Annotated in this window: 16 protein-coding genes and 1 tRNA gene; 12 read left to right on the top strand and 5 right to left on the bottom strand. The window is 60.2% G+C overall.

Annotated features, from left to right (window positions below; genetic code table 11):
- Nucleotides 1–138 precede the first annotated feature (138 nt).
- From QM647_RS01270 to QM647_RS01255, 4 genes are all read left to right on the top strand, one after another.
- Complete coding sequence (locus QM647_RS01270) at nucleotides 139–3,426, top strand: DUF2126 domain-containing protein (protein ID WP_414993652.1); 3,288 nt, start codon at nucleotides 139–141, stop codon at nucleotides 3,424–3,426.
- A gap of 79 nt (nucleotides 3,427–3,505) precedes the next feature.
- Nucleotides 3,506–4,405 (top strand): SIMPL domain-containing protein, encoded by a 900-nt coding sequence (locus QM647_RS01265; protein ID WP_414993651.1) that lies wholly within the window; start codon nucleotides 3,506–3,508, stop codon nucleotides 4,403–4,405.
- Between the two features lie 76 nt (nucleotides 4,406–4,481).
- Entirely contained in the window at nucleotides 4,482–5,663 is a 1,182-nt protein-coding gene (locus QM647_RS01260) for a patatin-like phospholipase family protein (protein ID WP_414993650.1), read from the top strand.
- Between the two features lie 117 nt (nucleotides 5,664–5,780).
- Nucleotides 5,781–6,707: an SEL1-like repeat protein gene (locus QM647_RS01255; protein ID WP_414993649.1), complete on the top strand. Its 927-nt coding sequence runs from the start codon at nucleotides 5,781–5,783 to the stop codon at nucleotides 6,705–6,707.
- A 69-nt stretch (nucleotides 6,708–6,776) separates the two neighbouring features.
- On the opposite strand, the gene QM647_RS01250 is transcribed toward QM647_RS01255, so the two are convergent.
- Nucleotides 6,777–6,851, bottom strand: a tRNA-Val gene (locus QM647_RS01250).
- A gap of 240 nt (nucleotides 6,852–7,091) precedes the next feature.
- Nucleotides 7,092–7,448, bottom strand: a complete 357-nt coding sequence (locus QM647_RS01245; RefSeq protein ID WP_414994549.1) for a response regulator — start codon at nucleotides 7,446–7,448, stop codon at nucleotides 7,092–7,094.
- Between the two features lie 130 nt (nucleotides 7,449–7,578).
- Here QM647_RS01245 and QM647_RS01240 point away from each other — a divergent pair, with 130 nt between their 5' ends.
- Entirely contained in the window at nucleotides 7,579–8,448 is an 870-nt protein-coding gene (locus tag QM647_RS01240; RefSeq protein ID WP_414993648.1) for an N-formylglutamate amidohydrolase, read from the top strand.
- Between the two features lie 234 nt (nucleotides 8,449–8,682).
- Here the strand turns inward: QM647_RS01240 and QM647_RS01235 are convergent, their stop codons facing one another.
- Nucleotides 8,683–9,492, bottom strand: a complete 810-nt coding sequence (locus QM647_RS01235; protein ID WP_414993647.1) for a DUF599 domain-containing protein — start codon at nucleotides 9,490–9,492, stop codon at nucleotides 8,683–8,685.
- A 175-nt stretch (nucleotides 9,493–9,667) separates the two neighbouring features.
- On the opposite strand from QM647_RS01235, the gene ppa reads away from it, so the two are divergent.
- Nucleotides 9,668–10,204, top strand: coding sequence for an inorganic diphosphatase (gene ppa, locus QM647_RS01230; RefSeq protein WP_414993646.1), 537 nt, complete (start codon nucleotides 9,668–9,670; stop codon nucleotides 10,202–10,204).
- Nucleotides 10,205–10,784: 580 nt separating this feature from the next.
- Nucleotides 10,785–11,042 carry a hypothetical protein gene (locus QM647_RS01225; protein WP_414993645.1) on the top strand — a complete coding sequence of 86 codons (258 nt, stop codon included), beginning with the start codon at nucleotides 10,785–10,787 and terminating at the stop codon, nucleotides 11,040–11,042.
- A 75-nt stretch (nucleotides 11,043–11,117) separates the two neighbouring features.
- Here the strand turns inward: QM647_RS01225 and QM647_RS01220 are convergent, their stop codons facing one another.
- The gene (locus QM647_RS01220; RefSeq protein ID WP_414993644.1) at nucleotides 11,118–11,297 is read right to left on the bottom strand and encodes a YegP family protein; all 180 of its coding nucleotides are present in this window, start codon (nucleotides 11,295–11,297) and stop codon (nucleotides 11,118–11,120) included.
- A gap of 80 nt (nucleotides 11,298–11,377) precedes the next feature.
- On the bottom strand, nucleotides 11,378–11,740 hold the full coding sequence (locus tag QM647_RS01215) for a DUF983 domain-containing protein (RefSeq protein WP_414993643.1): 363 nt from the start codon (nucleotides 11,738–11,740) through the stop codon (nucleotides 11,378–11,380).
- A gap of 139 nt (nucleotides 11,741–11,879) precedes the next feature.
- On the opposite strand from QM647_RS01215, the gene QM647_RS01210 reads away from it, so the two are divergent.
- The 5 genes from QM647_RS01210 (at nucleotide 11,880) to QM647_RS01190 (ending at nucleotide 17,037) form a co-directional block, all read left to right on the top strand.
- Nucleotides 11,880–12,833 (top strand): ArsR/SmtB family transcription factor, encoded by a 954-nt coding sequence (locus QM647_RS01210; RefSeq protein WP_414993642.1) that lies wholly within the window; start codon nucleotides 11,880–11,882, stop codon nucleotides 12,831–12,833.
- 40 nt (nucleotides 12,834–12,873) lie between these two features.
- Nucleotides 12,874–13,797 (top strand): methylenetetrahydrofolate reductase [NAD(P)H], encoded by a 924-nt coding sequence (gene metF, locus QM647_RS01205; RefSeq protein ID WP_414993641.1) that lies wholly within the window; start codon nucleotides 12,874–12,876, stop codon nucleotides 13,795–13,797.
- Entirely contained in the window at nucleotides 13,794–14,858 is a 1,065-nt protein-coding gene (locus QM647_RS01200; RefSeq protein WP_414993640.1) for a homocysteine S-methyltransferase family protein, read from the top strand. The genes metF and QM647_RS01200 overlap by 4 nt, the downstream gene beginning before the upstream one ends.
- A gap of 93 nt (nucleotides 14,859–14,951) precedes the next feature.
- Nucleotides 14,952–16,517 (top strand): flavin monoamine oxidase family protein, encoded by a 1,566-nt coding sequence (locus QM647_RS01195; RefSeq protein ID WP_414993639.1) that lies wholly within the window; start codon nucleotides 14,952–14,954, stop codon nucleotides 16,515–16,517.
- A 10-nt stretch (nucleotides 16,518–16,527) separates the two neighbouring features.
- Entirely contained in the window at nucleotides 16,528–17,037 is a 510-nt protein-coding gene (locus QM647_RS01190; RefSeq protein WP_414993638.1) for a RidA family protein, read from the top strand.
- Nucleotides 17,038–17,094: the final 57 nt, after the last annotated feature.

Here is a 17,094-nt window from a genome sequence, read left to right as displayed (position 1 = left end):
GCAATGCAACTAGACTTTTTAAAATTGCCACTGTCTAGTCTTAAAGACGGCTTGATGACACTTTTTTTGTGATTCCGTAACGGGGGTTGTTACAGCGTCACAGAAACAGTCAATTAGAGTATCTGCGGAAGGGGTTCGATGAGTATTCTGGCTGCACTGCACCATGTTTCGGATTATCGCTATGATCGTCCGATCACCCTGGGGCCGCAGGTCATTCGTCTCCGTCCGGCGCCGCACACACGGGCGCATGTCCAGTCCTATGCGCTGAAGGTCGAGCCGGCCAACCACTTCATCAACTGGCAGCAGGATCCTTTCGGCAACTGGCTGGCGCGCATCGTCTTCCCGGAAAAGACTTCAAGCTTCAAGGTGACGGTCGATCTGGTGCTGGAGATCAAGGTCTTCAATCCATTCGACTTTTTTCTGGAAGAGTCGGCGACGAAGTTTCCCTTCACCTATGACGATTCCTTGAAGGACGAGCTGGCGCCTTATCTGGAGATCAAGGACACCGACCCGGTCCTGATGGACTATGTGGCCTCCATCTCCGACGAACCGATGGGCACAGTCGATTTCCTCGTCGCCTTCAACCAGAAGCTCAACAGCGACCTGAACTATACCCTGCGCATGGCGCCGGGCGTGCAGACCCCGGCTGAGACGCTCAACCTGCTGCAGGGATCTTGCCGCGACATGGCCTGGCTGGCCTGCCAGGTGCTGCGCCACAAGGGGCTGGCGACGCGTTTCGTCTCCGGCTATTCGATCCAGCTCAAGGCCGATGTCGCCTCGCTCGACGGGCCTTCGGGCGTTTCGGAGGATGTCACCGACCTGCACGCCTGGTATGAAGTCTATCTGCCGGGCGCCGGCTGGATCGGGCTTGACGCCACCTCCGGCATGTTTACCGGCGAGGGGCATATCCCGCTGTGCTGCGCGCCCAACCCGACCTCGGCCGCCCCGATCAGCGGGGCGCATGAACAGGCGGAATCGACCTTCGCCCACGAGATGAGCGTGACGCGCATCTATGAAAGCCGCCGCGTCACCCGGCCCTATTCGGAGGCCGAATGGGCGGATATCGATGCGCTCGGTGGCAAGGTCGATAAGAAGCTTGAAGCGCAGGATGTGCGCCTGACCATGGGCGGCGAGCCGACCTTTGTGTCGCTCGATGACCGACTGGGCGACGAGTGGCACTTCTCGGCGCTTTCCGATGCCAAGAAAAAGCTGGGCTACGACCTGTTCCAGCGGCTGTCAGGACGGTTTGCCAATGGCGCCCTGGCGCAGCACGCGCAGGGCAAATGGTATCCGGGGGAAATTCTGCCGCGTTGGGCGATGAACATGTACTGGCGACATGATGGTCAGCCGATCTGGCTCGATCCGGCCCTGCTGGCAGATCCGGAGGCCAAAAGCGGCCTCAAGCCGCCGGTGGCGGGCGCGTTTCTTGACAAACTGGCGGATGTGCTGGGCGTCGGTGGCGAACATGTCTTGTCCGCTTATGAGGATATTCCCTACCTGCTCTGGAAGGAACAACGCATCCCGCTGGAAGGCGAAATGCTCAAGGCGGATGTGTTTGAGGCCGCCGAGCGCAAGCGCCTGCAGGCGAAACTGGATGAGAATGTCGGCAAGCCCACGGGCTATGTCCTGCCGCTGGCCTTCTCGGCCAAGACCAATGCGTGGATCAGCAATGCGTGGAAATTCCGCACCGAGAAGATGATGCTGATACCTGGGGATTCGCCGGTCGGCCTGCGCTTGCCGCTCGGCGCGCTGCCGTATGTCGATCAGGCCCTGGTGGATGAGCACCTGTTTCCGCCGCGCTCACCCTTTGCCGAGACGGACGCGCTGGCGGATGCGGAAAAGACGGTGGGTGATTACTTTGCTTCTCCCCCCCTGCTTCGCCAAGAAGCTCGCAAGGGCGGAGATTCTGCTCCCAATGGCCTGATCCGCTCCGCCATCTGTGCGGAGGTGCGTCAGGGCAAGCTGTTCCTGTTCCTGCCGCCGCTGACCTATATCGAGCACTATCTCGACCTGATCCACGCCATCGAAGCCGTGGCCGCATCGCTCAAGCTGCCAGTCATCATCGAAGGCTATTCACCGCCGCGCGATCATCGCGTGGAGAGCATGTCGGTTACGCCCGATCCCGGCGTCATCGAGGTCAATATCCAGCCAGCGCGCTCCTGGCCGGAACTGAAAAACATCGTCACCACGGTCTATGAGGAGGCGACCCAGGCGCGCCTGGTTGCCGACAAGTTCATGATCGACGGCAAGCGTGTCGGCACCGGCGGTGGCAACCATATCGTCATGGGCGCCTCAAAGCCGGAAGATTCGCCCTTCCTGCGCCGGCCGGACGTACTGGCCTCGATGATCCGCTTCTGGCAGAACCATCCCTCGCTCAGCTATCTCTTTTCCGGCCTCTATATCGGGCCGACGTCTCAGGCGCCGCGCATCGACGAGGCGCGCCACGAGAGTCTGTATGAGCTGGAAATCGCGCTCAAGTCCATTCCGGTTGGCGGGGAGGTCTCGCCCTGGCTGGTCGATCGCCTGCTGCGCAACCTGCTGGTCGACCTGACTGGCAATACGCACCGCGCCGAGTTCTGCATCGACAAGCTCTATTCGCCGGACAGCGACCGCGGCCGCCTCGGCCTGCTGGAAATGCGCGGCTTCGAGATGTCGCCACATCCGCAGATGAACCTGATCCAGGCCCTGCTGATCCGGGCTCTGGTGGCGACCTTCTGGCAGACACCCTATACCGCGCCGCTGGTGCGCTGGGGCACGCAGTTGCATGACCGTTTCATGCTCGGCCATTACGTCCATGAGGATTTGATGGAGGTGCTGGGCTACTTACGCGGCAATGGTTTTGCCTTCTCGCCGGACTGGTTCATTCCCTTCTTCGATTTCCGTTTTCCGACGGTCGGCACCGTACAGATCGGCGACCTGACTCTGGAACTGAAGAACGCGCTGGAACCCTGGCCGGTGATGGGCGAGGAACAGAGCGGCGGCGGCACCTCGCGCGGGGTGGACAGCTCGGTCGAGCGGATGGAGATCCGGCTGAAGGGGGCGGTGTCCTCGCAGCATGTCGTGACCTGCAACGGCCTGCGCCTGCCGCTGACGGCGACGCGTGACGGCAATATCCAGGTGGCGGGCATCCGTTACAAGGCGTGGAACCCGTGGTCCTCCCTGCACCCCAACCTGCCGATCAATACGCCGCTGAAGTTCGATGTGCTGGATACCCGGCTGCAAAGGTCGCTCGGCGGCTGCAAATACCATGTCATGCACCCCGGCGGGCGCAATTACGATACCCTGCCGCTCAATGAAAACGAGGCGGAAGGCCGCCGCCTGTCACGTTTCGAGGCCCCGACCCACACGGCCGGCAAGGTCAAGATTCCACCGCTGGTGATAAATCCGGACTATCCGCACACGCTGGATCTGAGGTGGAAGCCCTAGGTTTAAATTCTGGCGGTCTCAGTTTTGCCGCAAGCCATCCGCTTAGTGTATCCAACGTGATATATCAGGGAGGGTTATTATGCGTAAAATTCTGTTTTTAACGGCGGCGGCCGGCTTTTTCATTTCCGGTATCGCTTCGGCCCAGACCGCAGCGCCACAAGCTTCGCCTTACGATAAGGCACCCTGGTGGATGAAGGAAAGCGTCATCACCCAGACGGGTTACGTCTTTACCGAAATCCCGGCCAATCGCGCCAATTTCTCCGCCACCTTCCTGACCGTGGCCGATACGGCGGAAAAGGCGCAGGCCCTGGCCATTGCCCAGACAAAGGGGCTGAACCAGGCGCTCGACAAGCTCGGCAAGGACAAGGTCCGCATCAGCACCAGCTTTTCCATGCGCGCGCTTTACGAGCAGTATCGCGACAAGAACGGCAATCGTATCGAGGACCAGCGCGGCGACAAGATCGAGAAGTATCAGGTGTCGCTGAATCTGTCGGTCGAGGTGCGCGACACGGACCTGCTGGAACGGGCTTATGCCTTGGTGCTGGCGGCGGCCCCGACCTCATCCACCCCGATCAATTTCTATCTCCAGCCGGATAATGACACCAATACCTGGCTCTATACCGAGGCCACCAAGGATGCGCATAACCGCGCCCTGCAATCGGCGACGGCGGCTGGGGGGAAGCTGGGGGGCATCAAGGTGATCGATCCCACGGGGCGTGCCTGCGAAACCGATATTCTGGCGCGGACACCGGATGGTTCATACGATAATACTCAGGCGCAGGAAGTGGATTATAAACAGGGGATTCAGGCGAGAATGGCTTCTCCACCGCCACCACCGGCGCCTATGGTTATGGGGCAGGACTATGCGCCCGGTTCTGCCGAGGATATTGAAGCCAAAGCCTTGCAGAATCCCTTTATCCAGACACCGCCTTTGCAAAGACTTGAGGCGAAATCCTGCGTTGTCTATGGTTTAAGCTGAGGCGGCCTTGAAATAATCATATTGCGGCGCAATATAAATCCCGGTTTCATTTGTTGAGGTCGGGATTTTTTACGCCATGTCCTTTGAGAAAACCACGTTGGAAACGAAGGCTGAACGCCTGACCGCCGCCTATGACCAGACCGTTCTGGTGCTCCAGGGGGGCGGCGCACTCGGCGCCTATCAGGCCGGGGCCTATGAAATCCTGCATGAAAACAAGGTGGAGCCCGACTGGGTGGCCGGCATTTCGATCGGCGCGATCAATGCCGCCATCATCGCCGGCAATGCACCGGAACACCGTATTTCTCACCTGCGCCAGTTCTGGAAGGATATAGCGACCACCGTGCCCGGCGAGACCGTGGCCAAGAAGCATGATGTCAGCGACTATACCTTCCGCCAGATGAGCGGCCTGATCAGTCTGATGGCCGGGGTGCAGAACTTCTACCGGCCATGGTTCCTGCCACCATGGTTCAATCAGCCGGGCACACCGGAAGCGACCAGCTTCTATGACACAGCCCCCTTGCGCGAAACGCTGTTGCGCCACGTCGATTTCGACCGCATTAATACCGGCGCGATGCGTCTGAGTCTGGGCGCGGTTCATGTCAAAACCGGTAATTTCGTCTATTTCGATAACCGCGATCGCCAGATCGGCCCCGAGCATGTCATGGCCAGCGCTGCCCTGCCACCGGGCTTCCCAGCTGTGCATATCGATGGCGAGGCCTATTGGGATGGCGGCCTGGTCTCCAATACGCCGCTCTCCTATGTGCTCGATGCCGGGGTGGCGAAGGACACCCTGATCTTCCAGATCGACCTGTTCAGCGCCGAAGGGCCGGAGCCAGGCAATATGGATGATGTACAGGAGCGGATGAAGGACATCACCTATTCCAGCCGTACCCGGCTGAATACCGATGCCTTTCTTGAAAAATACCGCCTGCGCCACGCTATTCGCGAACTGGCGAAGCATGTGGCGCCCGAAGTGCTGGAAACCATCTGCGGCAGCCGCCAGCCGGCGGATCTCTATGGCGGTCGGGTCAGCCTCGTCCACATCATCAATCGCGCCAATCGCCGTGAAATCCAGTCCAAGGATTATGAGTTCTGGCGTGCGTCTCTGGAAGAGCACTGGCGCGATGGCCGCCACGATGCGGGAATCGCCATCGCCGAAACCAGTTGGCGCACCTTCAGCGATCCGAATGCCGGGCTGGCGGTTTACGATTATATCCGGCCTGAAACGCGTCAAAAGCCGCTGAAACTGTGGCCCTGATGTCGCAGGTGCGTGGCAATAGTGCTGCGACGCAAAATTGACGATGCGTCAATACTGGCAGAAACGGGTATAGCCAGCCATATAATCGCCAGATCGAACAAGCGGGCGAAACGCGTCATGAAACCTTACCTTCCTCTCAGTCTGGCGGCGGCCCTGATGGTGCTGTCTTCACCGGTGCTGGCCCAAACCTCAGGTGTCCAGAGCCCGCAGGCAGTGGCTGATCAGAACGTCAAGGCCGAGACTCAGGACATGGCGACGCTCCAGCTCCAGGCGGCGGCGGGCGATATTGACGCACAGGTGCGGTTGGCCGACGATTATTTCACCGGCAACGGCATCGGCCAGGACTACGCACAGGCCTTCGAATGGTACAAGAAGGCGGCCAATGCCGGCAATCCGGAGGCCCAGACCGAGCTGGCCCTGATGTATGCCAAGGGCTATGACGTGGTGCCGGTCGATTACAAGGAAGCCCTGCGCTGGACGCGCATTGCCGCTGAACAGGGCTATGTCGGGGCCGAATACAATCTCGGCGTCGCCTATGATAACGGGCTGGGCGTGACGGCCGACCTGATGACAGCCTTTTCCTGGTACCTGAAGGCGGCTGAACAGGGCTATGACATCGCCCAGTTCAATGTCGGCACCATGTACGAACTGGGGCAGGGCGTTCTGGCCGATCCGGTGCAGGCGCGCGCCTGGTATCAGAAGGCGGCCGATCAGGGCAATGCCCCGGCGCGCTATAATCTCGGCAATATGTACATTGTCGGCAAGGGGGGCGAAAAGGATGCCGCCAAGGGGCTGGCCCTGATCGAGGCCTCGGCAAGGCAGGGCTTCCCGCTGGCGCAGAGCCGCATGGCCGGGTTCTATTATGCCGGAGAGAACGTGCCGCAGGACAAGGTCAAGGCCTATGCCTGGGCGCTGCTGGCCGCCGGTGACGGCGATCCGGACGGCGAGAATCTGATGAAGACCATGGACGGCAATCACCTGCTCAGCGAAGCCGATATGCGTCAGGCCTCCGATCTGGCCGACACCTACGCGTCGGCCCAGTAAGGGCGAGCGCAGATACGGAAAACAAAAAACGCCGGCCTGAAATCAGGTCCGGCGTTTTTGTTGTGAAGATGGTGGGCGCTACAGGGATTGAACCTGTGACCCCTACCATGTCAAGGTAGTGCTCTCCCGCTGAGCTAAGCGCCCATCTTCACGAGACCCGGTTGAACCGGAGCCGGGTGTATAGCCAAGCGTTTGCCGCTTAGCAAGCGCTGCAATCACTTTTTTCGGGGAAAAGTGAAAAACGGTCTGATTCCCGATCAAACGCTTTCATAGATATAAGAAATCTCCAAATGTCCGCATGACATTTGGCAAGCGCGACTGCGCGCCCGAGCCGTTGCGAGGTACATCTTAAGCAAAATGCCTGATTGAGACGGAACGTCTCTATCAGGCCGCGATCAGGCGTTCGACTTCGGTGACGATCTCGCGCAGATGCACCGGCTTTTCCAGCACCTTGGCATTGGGCGAGGCCTTCTGGGCATTGAGCGCCACGGCGGCGAAGCCGGTAATGAACATGATCTTGAGTTCCGGCTGGCGCTGGGCGGCGCGCTTGGCCACCTCGATGCCATCGGCGCCGGGCATGACGATATCGGTCAGCAGAAGATCATAGGGGCCCTGATCGAGCGCCAGTATGGCGGTGTCGCCATCCGCGCAGCTGATGACATCATAGCCGGCGCGCTGCAGGGCGCGGGAGAGGAAGCTGCGGACGGAATCCTCATCTTCGGCAAGGAGAATTTTCTTCATCGGTTCGGTCATTTAAAAAACCCCCAGGCTTGCCTATCATATCCGCCCTGACGCAGAAGTCATCATCTTTGCGGGGCGAGTGTAAATTAGGGGTGAAGACGTGACAGGAATGTCCTACTAAAGTGTTTATATGACAGAGACCTCTCCCGTCCCCTGGCACCTTGTCCACACCGCTGCGCATGCGCCGATTCTCATCCGGCCGCAGGGAGCGAGCCGGCTCGTCTACAGCCTGCCACACAGCGGGCGGTATTATCCGGACAGTTTCATCGCCGAGGCGCGCCAGACTCCGGAAGGCCTGCGCGTCAGTGAGGATGCCTTTGTCGACGAACTGGTGGCCGTTACGCCCGATACCGGCGTCTACGGTATTGTCAGCCGCTATGCCCGCGCCTTCTGCGACGTCAACCGCAATGCGCTGGAGCTGGATGCGCGGCTGATCCGGGGCGACCTGCCGCGGGCGGCCCTGTCGCTCAGCGCGCGCGTAAAGGCCGGTTTTGGCGTGATTGCGCGGCGTCTGAGCGCGGAAGAGGATATCTATCGCCAGCCGCTCGACATGCCGGAGGTCAACCGGCGCCTCGATCTGATTCACCGTCCTTACCATGAGGCGCTGAAGGGCCTGCTGGCAGAGGCGAGGCGAGCAGGACCGGTGGTGCTGGTCGACTGGCATTCCATGCCGAGCGCGGCGCTCAACCAGTTTCGTGCCGGAGAAGCAAAGCCCGATATCGTGCTGGGCAACCGCCACGGGGAAACCTGTTCGGAGGGGCTGGTGCGGCAGGTGAGGGGCGTGCTTGAGGCGGCCGGGCTGCGGGTCGGGCTGAACCGGCCCTTTGCCGGCGGCTATATTGTCGAGGCATATGGAAAGCCCGGTGCCGGCATCGAAGCCCTGCAGATCGAGATCAATCGCGCCCTCTATATGGACGAGGCAAGCCTGACCCTGCATTCCGGTGCGGACCGTCTCAAGCCGGTCTTCCAGACCCTGACCGAAAAACTGAAAGCCTTTTAAGGTAACGGTTCCGTGAACTTTGCGTTACCAAGTGCGGGCCAAAAAAAAGCCGCGCTCAACGGCGCGGCCAGTTTACAGGGAGGAAACGCCCAGGAAGGGCATCAGCGCTGAAAAGCGCCGAACAAGCTCAATTTAGTTTGCGATGCGAAAAAATGCAAGGTTCATTATCTGATAAATCGATCACGTATCGTTACAGTTGCTTTGAAGCTCAGGTTTTGTAAGGAAGCGGGAAGATCAGTATCCGCTTTGTGAATTGTGCGGTGCGATATTTTTCTTGCGGGACTGCACACTGGGGTCGAGCGGCTTGGGTGCCGTAGGGTAAGGGTGCGCTTCCAGTAACTCGCGCAGACGGCGCAGGCCTCGGGCCGATTGCGATCGTGATTGACGCCAGCCCAGCAGGACCACAGCGCCGATGCTGGCTATGGCCAGGTAGGTGGGGCCCCATAGCCAGGCGGCGGCGGCCAGCGAGAAATAATAGGCGCGCACCCCCTGGGAGAAACTGGTCATGGCCGGTTCGAGGATATTGGTGATGGCGTTGGTGAATTCGGCGGCGAGGTCCTCGTCCATGTTTTCCGGCAGGGAGCCCATGGCGGCAGCGCAATAGTTCATCTGACGCAGTGACCAGATGAAATCGAGCAGGCCGCGCGACAGGCAGACCAGGACCAGGGCCAGCTTAATCTGGAAAAGCTGGGTGGAGGAGACTTCGAGGCCGAGGGAGGTCAGCGACTTGAGCGGCAGGTGGCCGCCGAACAGCACGCCGGCCACGGCGGCGATCAGCAGCAGGTTGGCCGACGAAAAGTTGGTGGCCGAATTGACGGCGTGGGCCATCAGGTTCGAATCGAACAGCTTGATATCCCGGACGGTCATTTCCTTCATCCAGGCCCGGCGCACGACGCTCAGATCCCTGGCGATCAGGCCACTGCTCTTGGCGATCCGGCGCAGGAAGGGCTCGTAACCGAGCCAGCAGAAGACGAAGATGACGAGGCCGGCGATATCGAGCGGGCTTTCCTGAGCCGCGTGGATCAGGGTGTTAAGGATAGACATTCAGGTGCCTGTTAAAGCGAAGATGTGGCTTTTGACGACACCATATAAGAGTCTTTGTCAGACTTCGTCATGTAATTTGTCACAAAGATTGGCGAATTTACCTTTCTTCGCTTGTGCGAACAGGGGGCAACGCTTATGAAAGCGCACCTTTTTTGCTCAAGATCAAAGTTGCACAATGAATATTGATAAAATCTCCGTTGGTCCGAACGCGCCGTGGGATGTTCATGCGGTCATCGAAATCCCGCAGGGCGGCATGCCGGTGAAGTATGAGATGGACAAGGATTCCGGCGCCCTGTTCGTCGACCGCTTCCTCTATACCTCGATGTACTATCCGGGTAATTACGGCTTCATCCCGCACACCCTGGCCGATGACGGCGATCCGTGCGACGTCATGGTGGTCGGCCCGACCCCGGTCTATCCGGGCGTGGTTATCCGCGTGCGCCCGATCGGCGCGCTGATCATGGAAGACGAAGCCGGCCGTGACGAGAAGATCCTGGCCGTACCGGTCGACAAGCTGCACCCCTATTACACCAATGTGCAGAGCTATCGCCAGATGCCTTCCATCCTGATCGACCAGATCACGCACTTCTTTGCCCACTACAAGGATCTGGAAAAGGGCAAGACCACCAATGTCACCGGCTGGGTCGAGCCCGAAGCGGCCGCGCAGCTGATCCGCGACGGTCAGGAGCGCCTGGCCCAAAAGATCGGCTAAGCTCAGATCGGCTGAGCGCCGGTATCAAAACAAGAGCCGCCCTGTAGACGCCGGGCGGCTTTTTACTGCCCACAGGGTGAAAATGATTTGCATTAATTTGCAATGAGTGCTCGACTTGGTTGCCGAATGGCCCGATACCGATATTTCCTGCGCGATTTGTGGTGATGGGGACGTATTTCGGCTCGGATAGGGCTCAAAAGCGCCATTTTAGTGGAAATTTGGCCATATTTTGGCCATTTTCGTCGCCTTTTTGCATATCCTGTGGCGCGAAAAATTTGCAAAGTGTAGAATTTTTTCACGAATGGTATCGCTATCGCGAAATAAAATTGCGCACAACACGCTGTGGTTGGATTATTTCCCGCATCGTATACAATTTTTCGATGTATAACAATTGGATGACGGTTTGAGCCTGCGCGCGGGTAATATGGGGCCCGGCTGGTTTTCGTCACAATCCCTTGCTATATTATAACTCAATTTAGCGTATGCGTTGTGTACGGCCCGGATGTGTCGTGTGTGTTTTGCATCCTCTGGTTTCGGGCCTCAGTAGAGTATGTATTCACCCATGTCCAAAAAGAAAATGATGGCAAATTCCTCCCCGAATGTGGCCTCGCGTCTTTATGCCTTGGCAGTGGCCCGTGACACGGCCAACCTGGTTGACGTGGATGCCTCCCTGGCCCTGGCACGCGCCTCGGTCCGCACCCTTATGGCCCTGTCTCCCCAGGCAGCACTGCTCATGCGCAGTTTTGCCCAGGAAGAAATCGACCGCCTGTCCATGGAATGCACCGAAGAATCCCAGGGCTCGATTGCCCTGATCCAGGATGCGATCACCATGGCCTAAGCCTATGGCCTTAGTGGCTATAAAACCGATATGAGAAAAGGCGGTCTGCTGGCAGACCGCCTTTTCTTTTGCCGATTAGTCCGTCTGGTCGTCGACAGCGGCGTTCGGGCCGTTCTTCAGCACGGATTCGATGGCGTTCTTGGCGGAAGCCTTGGAGCTGTAGCCCTCGGTCCACCAGATGCTTTCGCCGTTATAGGTGAAATAGGCGACGAATTCGCCGGCCTTGTTCTTGCGGATTTCAAACTTGTGAGCCATGACGCAACTCCCTGTTTCGCGTAATATGGATGCACATTTCGCGCCGCAAGGGAGTACTTGTCAAGGTGTTTTGTGCGGTATTATCGCGCCTGTTTCAGGCCGAGATACCACATCAGGCCAAGGAAGGCGCCCTTGATGAAGGGGAGGGCAAGGAGAGTGAGCGCGCCGATGCCGCCGACCAGCACCGGTACCAGTACCTGGGCTGGATAAGCATAGAAAAAGCCGAACATGAAGGCCGGCGCAATAACGATGTGGCCGATCAGGATAATGGTGATATAGGCCGGACCGTCATCCGTGGGGTAGAGGCTGAGCGGCGTTTGGCAGGCCGGGCAGGCGTCGACCACCTTGAGATAGCCGCGAAACGCCGATGCTCGGCCGCAGCAGGGGCATTTGCGGTTCAGGCCGCGCAACAGGGCCTTGCCAAGGCTGACGCCGTCTCTCATGAGAGCCTCTTTCATATATTGGGCATGGATAATGGGGTCTGGCAGCGAAAATTGCCATGCGTTATGCTGACGCACACCAAAATGTGCGGTGAACAAGAAAAAGCTTGAAAATCATATAAAGATATCTTTATATGATTATATGGCTGACGCATATACTCCCTTATCCGGTTTCAACACCCTCCTTGAGGCGCTCAAGGCGGCGGGGGAGCCGACGCGCCTGCGCCTGTTGCGCCTGCTGGCGCGCGAAGAGCTGTCGGTCATGGAACTGGTGTCGATCCTCGAGCAGAGCCAGCCACGCATTTCCCGCCACCTCAAGCTGATGAGCGAGGCCGGGCTGATCGAACGTTTCCCCGACGGCGCCTGGGTCTTTTACCGGCTGTCGTCGTCGCCGGCCGTCCGGCCGCTGGTCGACGTCATACTGGGATCGCTGGACGACGCCTTTGCCGAGGACCTGCGTCAGCTAGAACGCGTGCGCCTGAGCCGGCGCAAGTCGGCGGAAGGTTATTTTGAAACCATCGCACCCAAGTGGGACGAGATTCGCAGCCACTATGTGTCTGAGGCGGATGTCGAGGCGGCGATCATCGCTACGCTTGGCGACCGGCCCTATGGCGCCCTGGTCGATCTCGGCACGGGCTCCGGCCGCATGCTGACCCTGCTGGGCGCGCGCAGCCAGTCGGCGGTCGGCATCGATCTGTCGCAGCACATGCTCAACATCGCGCGCTCCAAGGCCTTCGATGCCGAGCTGAACGGCATCGATTTCCGCCATGGCGATATCTACGATACCCGCCTGCCCGCGGCCTCGGCGGACCTGGTGATCGTTCACCAGGTGCTGCACTTCCTGGCCGATCCCGGCCGGGCCATTGCCGAGGCGGCGCGCCTGCTGAAGCCCGGTGGGCGGCTGCTGATCGTCGATTTCGAGCACCACGCGCTTGAAATCATGCGCGAGCAGTACCAGCACCGGCGGCTCGGCATGCTCGACGAGGATATGCGCAGCTGGTTCGATACCGCCGGACTAACGGCGGACAGCACAAAATCGCTGCCGCCAAAGGTGGCCGGCCTGACCGTCAAGATCTGGCTCGCCGTCAAGGCCTGACCCCTGAATTGCCTTACCAGGCACGAATTGAGAAACCTCCATGAGCCCTACGCTGAATCCCAGCTTGAAAACCGACCTGGCCCCCATTGCGCGCTCGCTCGCCGCCGGCGGCCAGAACCTGAAAGTGTCCTTCGAATTCTTCCCGCCCAAGACGGAAGAGATGGAAACGACCCTGTGGGACTCGATCCGCCGTCTGGCGCCGCTCAATCCGGAGTTCGTCTCGGTAACCTATGGCGCCGGCGGTTCGACGCGAGAACGCACGCACCGCACGGTCAAGCGCATCCTCGACGAGACGCATCTCAAGCCCGCCGCGCACCTGACCTGCGTCGATGCCTCGCGTGAGGAGGTCGATGAGGTGATCCGTGCCTATTGGGAGGCCGGTGTGCGCCACATCGTTTCCCTGCGCGGCGATCCGCCGACCGGATTCGGTGATTATGTGCCACGCGCCGATGGTTACCAGAACGCCACCGAACTGACCGCCGCCATCAAGCGGATCGGCGATTTCGAGGTCAGTGTCGGGGTTTATCCGGAAAAGCATCCGCAAAGCCCGTCGCTCGATTTCGATCTCGATGTGTTACGTCAGAAGGTCGACGCCGGGGCGACGCGCGGCATCAGCCAGTTCTTCTTCGAGCCGGCCACCTTCCTGCGTTATCGCGATGCCGTGGCCGATGCCGGAATCCGGATCGACCTGACGCCGGGCATCATGCCGGTGACCAATTTCAAGGGTCTGCGGCGCATGGCCGCCGCCTGCGAGGCCGCCATTCCCGCCTGGCTGGAAAGCCTGTTCGAGGGGCTGGACGACGACGCGGAGACGCGCAAGCTGCTGGCCTCGGCTGTGGCCGTCGAAATGTGTTTGGGGCTGGAACGCGAAGGTGTAGAGAACTTCCACTTTTACACGCTGAACCGCGCCGACCTGGTCTTTGCCATCGGCCGGATTTTGGGACTGAAGGAACAAGCCGCATGACTCGCAGCGAACGTATCGAAATCCTGAAAGCGGCCGCCAGGGAACGCATCCTGATCTTGGACGGTTCGTGGGGCGTTATGATCCAGCGCCGCGGGCTGGAGGAGGCCGACTTTCTCGGCGAGCGCTTCAAGGGCCACAAGGGCCAGATGAAGGGCAATAACGATATCCTGTGCCTGACGCGGCCGGATATCATCGCCGACCTGCATCACCAGTATTATGCGGCTGGCGCCGATATCTCCGAGACCAACACCTTCTCGGCCACCACCATCGCGCAGGACGATTATCACCTCGACCTGCAATCGGTCATCGATATCAACCGCGAAGGCGCGAAGATCGCCCGCCAGGCGGCCGATGAGTGGACGGCAAAGGAACCGCATAAGCCGCGTTTCGTCGCCGGGTCCATCGGTCCGCTCAACAAGATGCTCAGCATGTCTTCGGACGTGAACGATCCCGGTGCGCGGCTGGTGACCTTCGATCAGGTCTATCAGGCCTATCGCGAGCAGATTGCCGCGCTCTATGAGGGAGGCGTCGATCTCTACCTGATCGAGACCATCACCGACACGCTGAACTGCAAGGCGGCGATCAAGGCCATTCTCGACCTCGAAGACGAGGGCCAGGAAGCCCTGCCGATCTGGATTTCCGGTACCATCACCGATCGCTCCGGCCGCACCCTTTCCGGTCAGACCGCCGAGGCCTTCTGGAACAGCGTGCGCCATGCCAAGCCGTTCGCCGTGGGCTTCAACTGCGCGCTGGGCGCCGACCTGATGCGGCCGCATATTGCTGAACTGGCGCGCGTGGCCGATTGCCTGGTGGCGGCCTATCCCAATGCCGGCCTGCCGAACGCCATGGGCCAATACGACGAGCAGCCGCACGAGACCGCCCATGAGCTTCACGAATGGGCGAAGGATGGCATAGTCAATATACTGGGTGGCTGCTGCGGTACTACGCCGGACCATATCAAGCATGTGGCCGATGAGGTTGCCGGCATTACCCCGCGCCAGATTCCCGAACGACCGAAGGCCCTGCGTCTGGCCGGTCTGGAGCCGTTCGAGCTGAGCTAAATACCACTGTCAAAAAATCGTCGCTAAGGACGCTATCCAGGTCTTCGCAACCGCGATATCGTCCGGTTTCTGGTGAAACAATAGGGGCTGACCATGGTAACGAGGCGGGATATTCTGGCACGGTTCACGGCAGTGGCAGGCTTTGCCGGCGGCTATGCTGCGCTGCACGCGCTGGGCATGACGGGCAATGCGGCCTGGGCGGGTATGCCCGAACTGGCGCCGGGCTCGGGCGCCGGCATCCGTGTGGCGATTCTGGGAGCCGGTCCGGCGGGCCTGGCCTCGGCCTATGAACTGAAAAAGGCCGGTTATGATGTCACGATCCTAGAGGCGCGCGATCGTGTCGGCGGCCGTAACTGGACGGTGCGCAAGGGCACTGAGATCAATTTCCTCGATGGCACGAAGCAGGTCTGCGCCTTCGATGAGGGGCAGTTCTTCAATGCCGGTCCGGCACGCATTCCGGCGCACCACCAGGCGACACTGGGTTATTGCCGCGAACTGGGGGTTCTGACCGAGACCGAAATCAACTGGACCGGCCGGGCCCGCATTCAGGCCGACCGGCTGAATGGCGGCAAGCCGATCGAGATGCGCCAGGCGGTCTATGACTATCGCGGCCATATGGCGGAACTGGTGGCCAAGGTCGGCAAGGCCGGGGCGCTCGATGGCGCCCTGTCGAAGGACGATCGCGACCGTCTGATGGATGTGCTGCCGACCTGGGGCGGTTTGAGCAAGAACCTCGTCTATGAAGGCTCGGAAAATATCGGCTTTGCCCAGGACCCCGGTTCGTTCGGACAGGCGCCGAAGATCGGCACGCCCTTGCCTCTGTCGGTGGTGGGCGATCCGTTCGTGCAGGCCGTGGCGACTTTCGCCGATATCGCCGACTTCCAGGCCACCATGCAGCAGCCGGTCGGCGGCATGGACCGAATCCCCATGGCTTTCGAGGCGCATCTCGGCAATATCATCCGCAAGGGCTGCGAGGTGAAGCGCATCCGCAAAACCAGCCGCAAGGGCCGGGCGGGTGTCGATATCTTCTATTTCGATACCGTGACCGGCCAGCCGGAAGTGCTTTCCGCCGATTACTGCATCTGCACCCTGCCGCCGCCGGCCCTGGCGAAGATCGACGGCGATTTCTCCAGGCCGGTCAAGGCGGCAATCGACAAGACGAAAGGCAGCATGAGTGGCGGCTACAAGATCGCCTTCCAGTCGCCGCGCTTCTGGGAAAGCAACCACCAGATCTATGGCGGCCTGAGCTTTACTGACCGCGATACCTTCGCCACCTGGTATCCCTCCGACCGGCTGATGTCGCCCAACGGTATCCTCATCGCCGGCTATGCCTTCGACGACAAGCCAGCGTCGCGATCGATGCCGGAACAGATCGCCTATGCCCGCGAGACCATCGAGCGTCTGCATCCGGGGCAATCGGGGCAGATGACCGCGCCGACCATTGTCTACTGGCCGCAGATTCCCTACAGCCAGGGCCTGGCCAGCTTTATCGCCGAAACGGACCCGGAGTCGTTTGCCCTGCTGAACCAGCCGGATGGCCCGATCTGGTTCGCCGGCGATCACCTGAGCTATGTCTCGTCATGGCAGCAGGGCGCGTTCGTCTCGGCGCACCGTGTGGTCAACAGCATCGCCGAGCGCGTCCAAAGTACTAAGGTTTAAGGAGAAGACCATGATCCGTATCCCCGTTCTGATCGCCGGCCTCGCACTTGCGGCGCCCGCTGCCCATGCACAAGCGGTTCAATACAGCTATCCGGCGCCGACTTCGCCGATTGCCAGTTCGGTTGTGGTGCCGCCGGGCTATGCCACGATCTATCTCAGCGGCATGGTGCCCGATGTGGCGTATCCGGAGGCCGAGAAGGGCAGCATCGCCGCCTATGGCACCACGGAAGAACAGACGGAATCGGTGCTGGCCAAGCTGCGCGCCACGCTGCAGGCGCAGGGCCTCGACTTCAAGGATGTGGTCAGCATGCATGTCTTTCTGGTCGGTGATCCGGCGCAGGGCGGCAAGATGGATTTCGGCGGCATGATGAAGGCCTATTCGCGCCATTTCGGCACGCCGGATCAGCCCAACCGGCCGGTGCGCGCCACAGTGCAGGTGGCGGCATTGGCGGCGCCGGGCTTTCTGGTCGAGATCGAGGTGATTGCCGTGAAACCGGCAGCGGCGGCGCTTGTGAAATAGGGTGGCGGCGCGGTCGCAATTGTCCTAAGAGAACGGCATATTACGATTTTTGAGACC

The organism is Asticcacaulis sp., from assembly GCF_047605585.1.
Classification (GTDB): Bacteria; Pseudomonadota; Alphaproteobacteria; order Caulobacterales; family Caulobacteraceae; genus Asticcacaulis.
The sequence above is the reverse complement of the archived record's forward strand: the minus strand, read 5'-3'. Positions and strand labels throughout refer to the sequence as shown.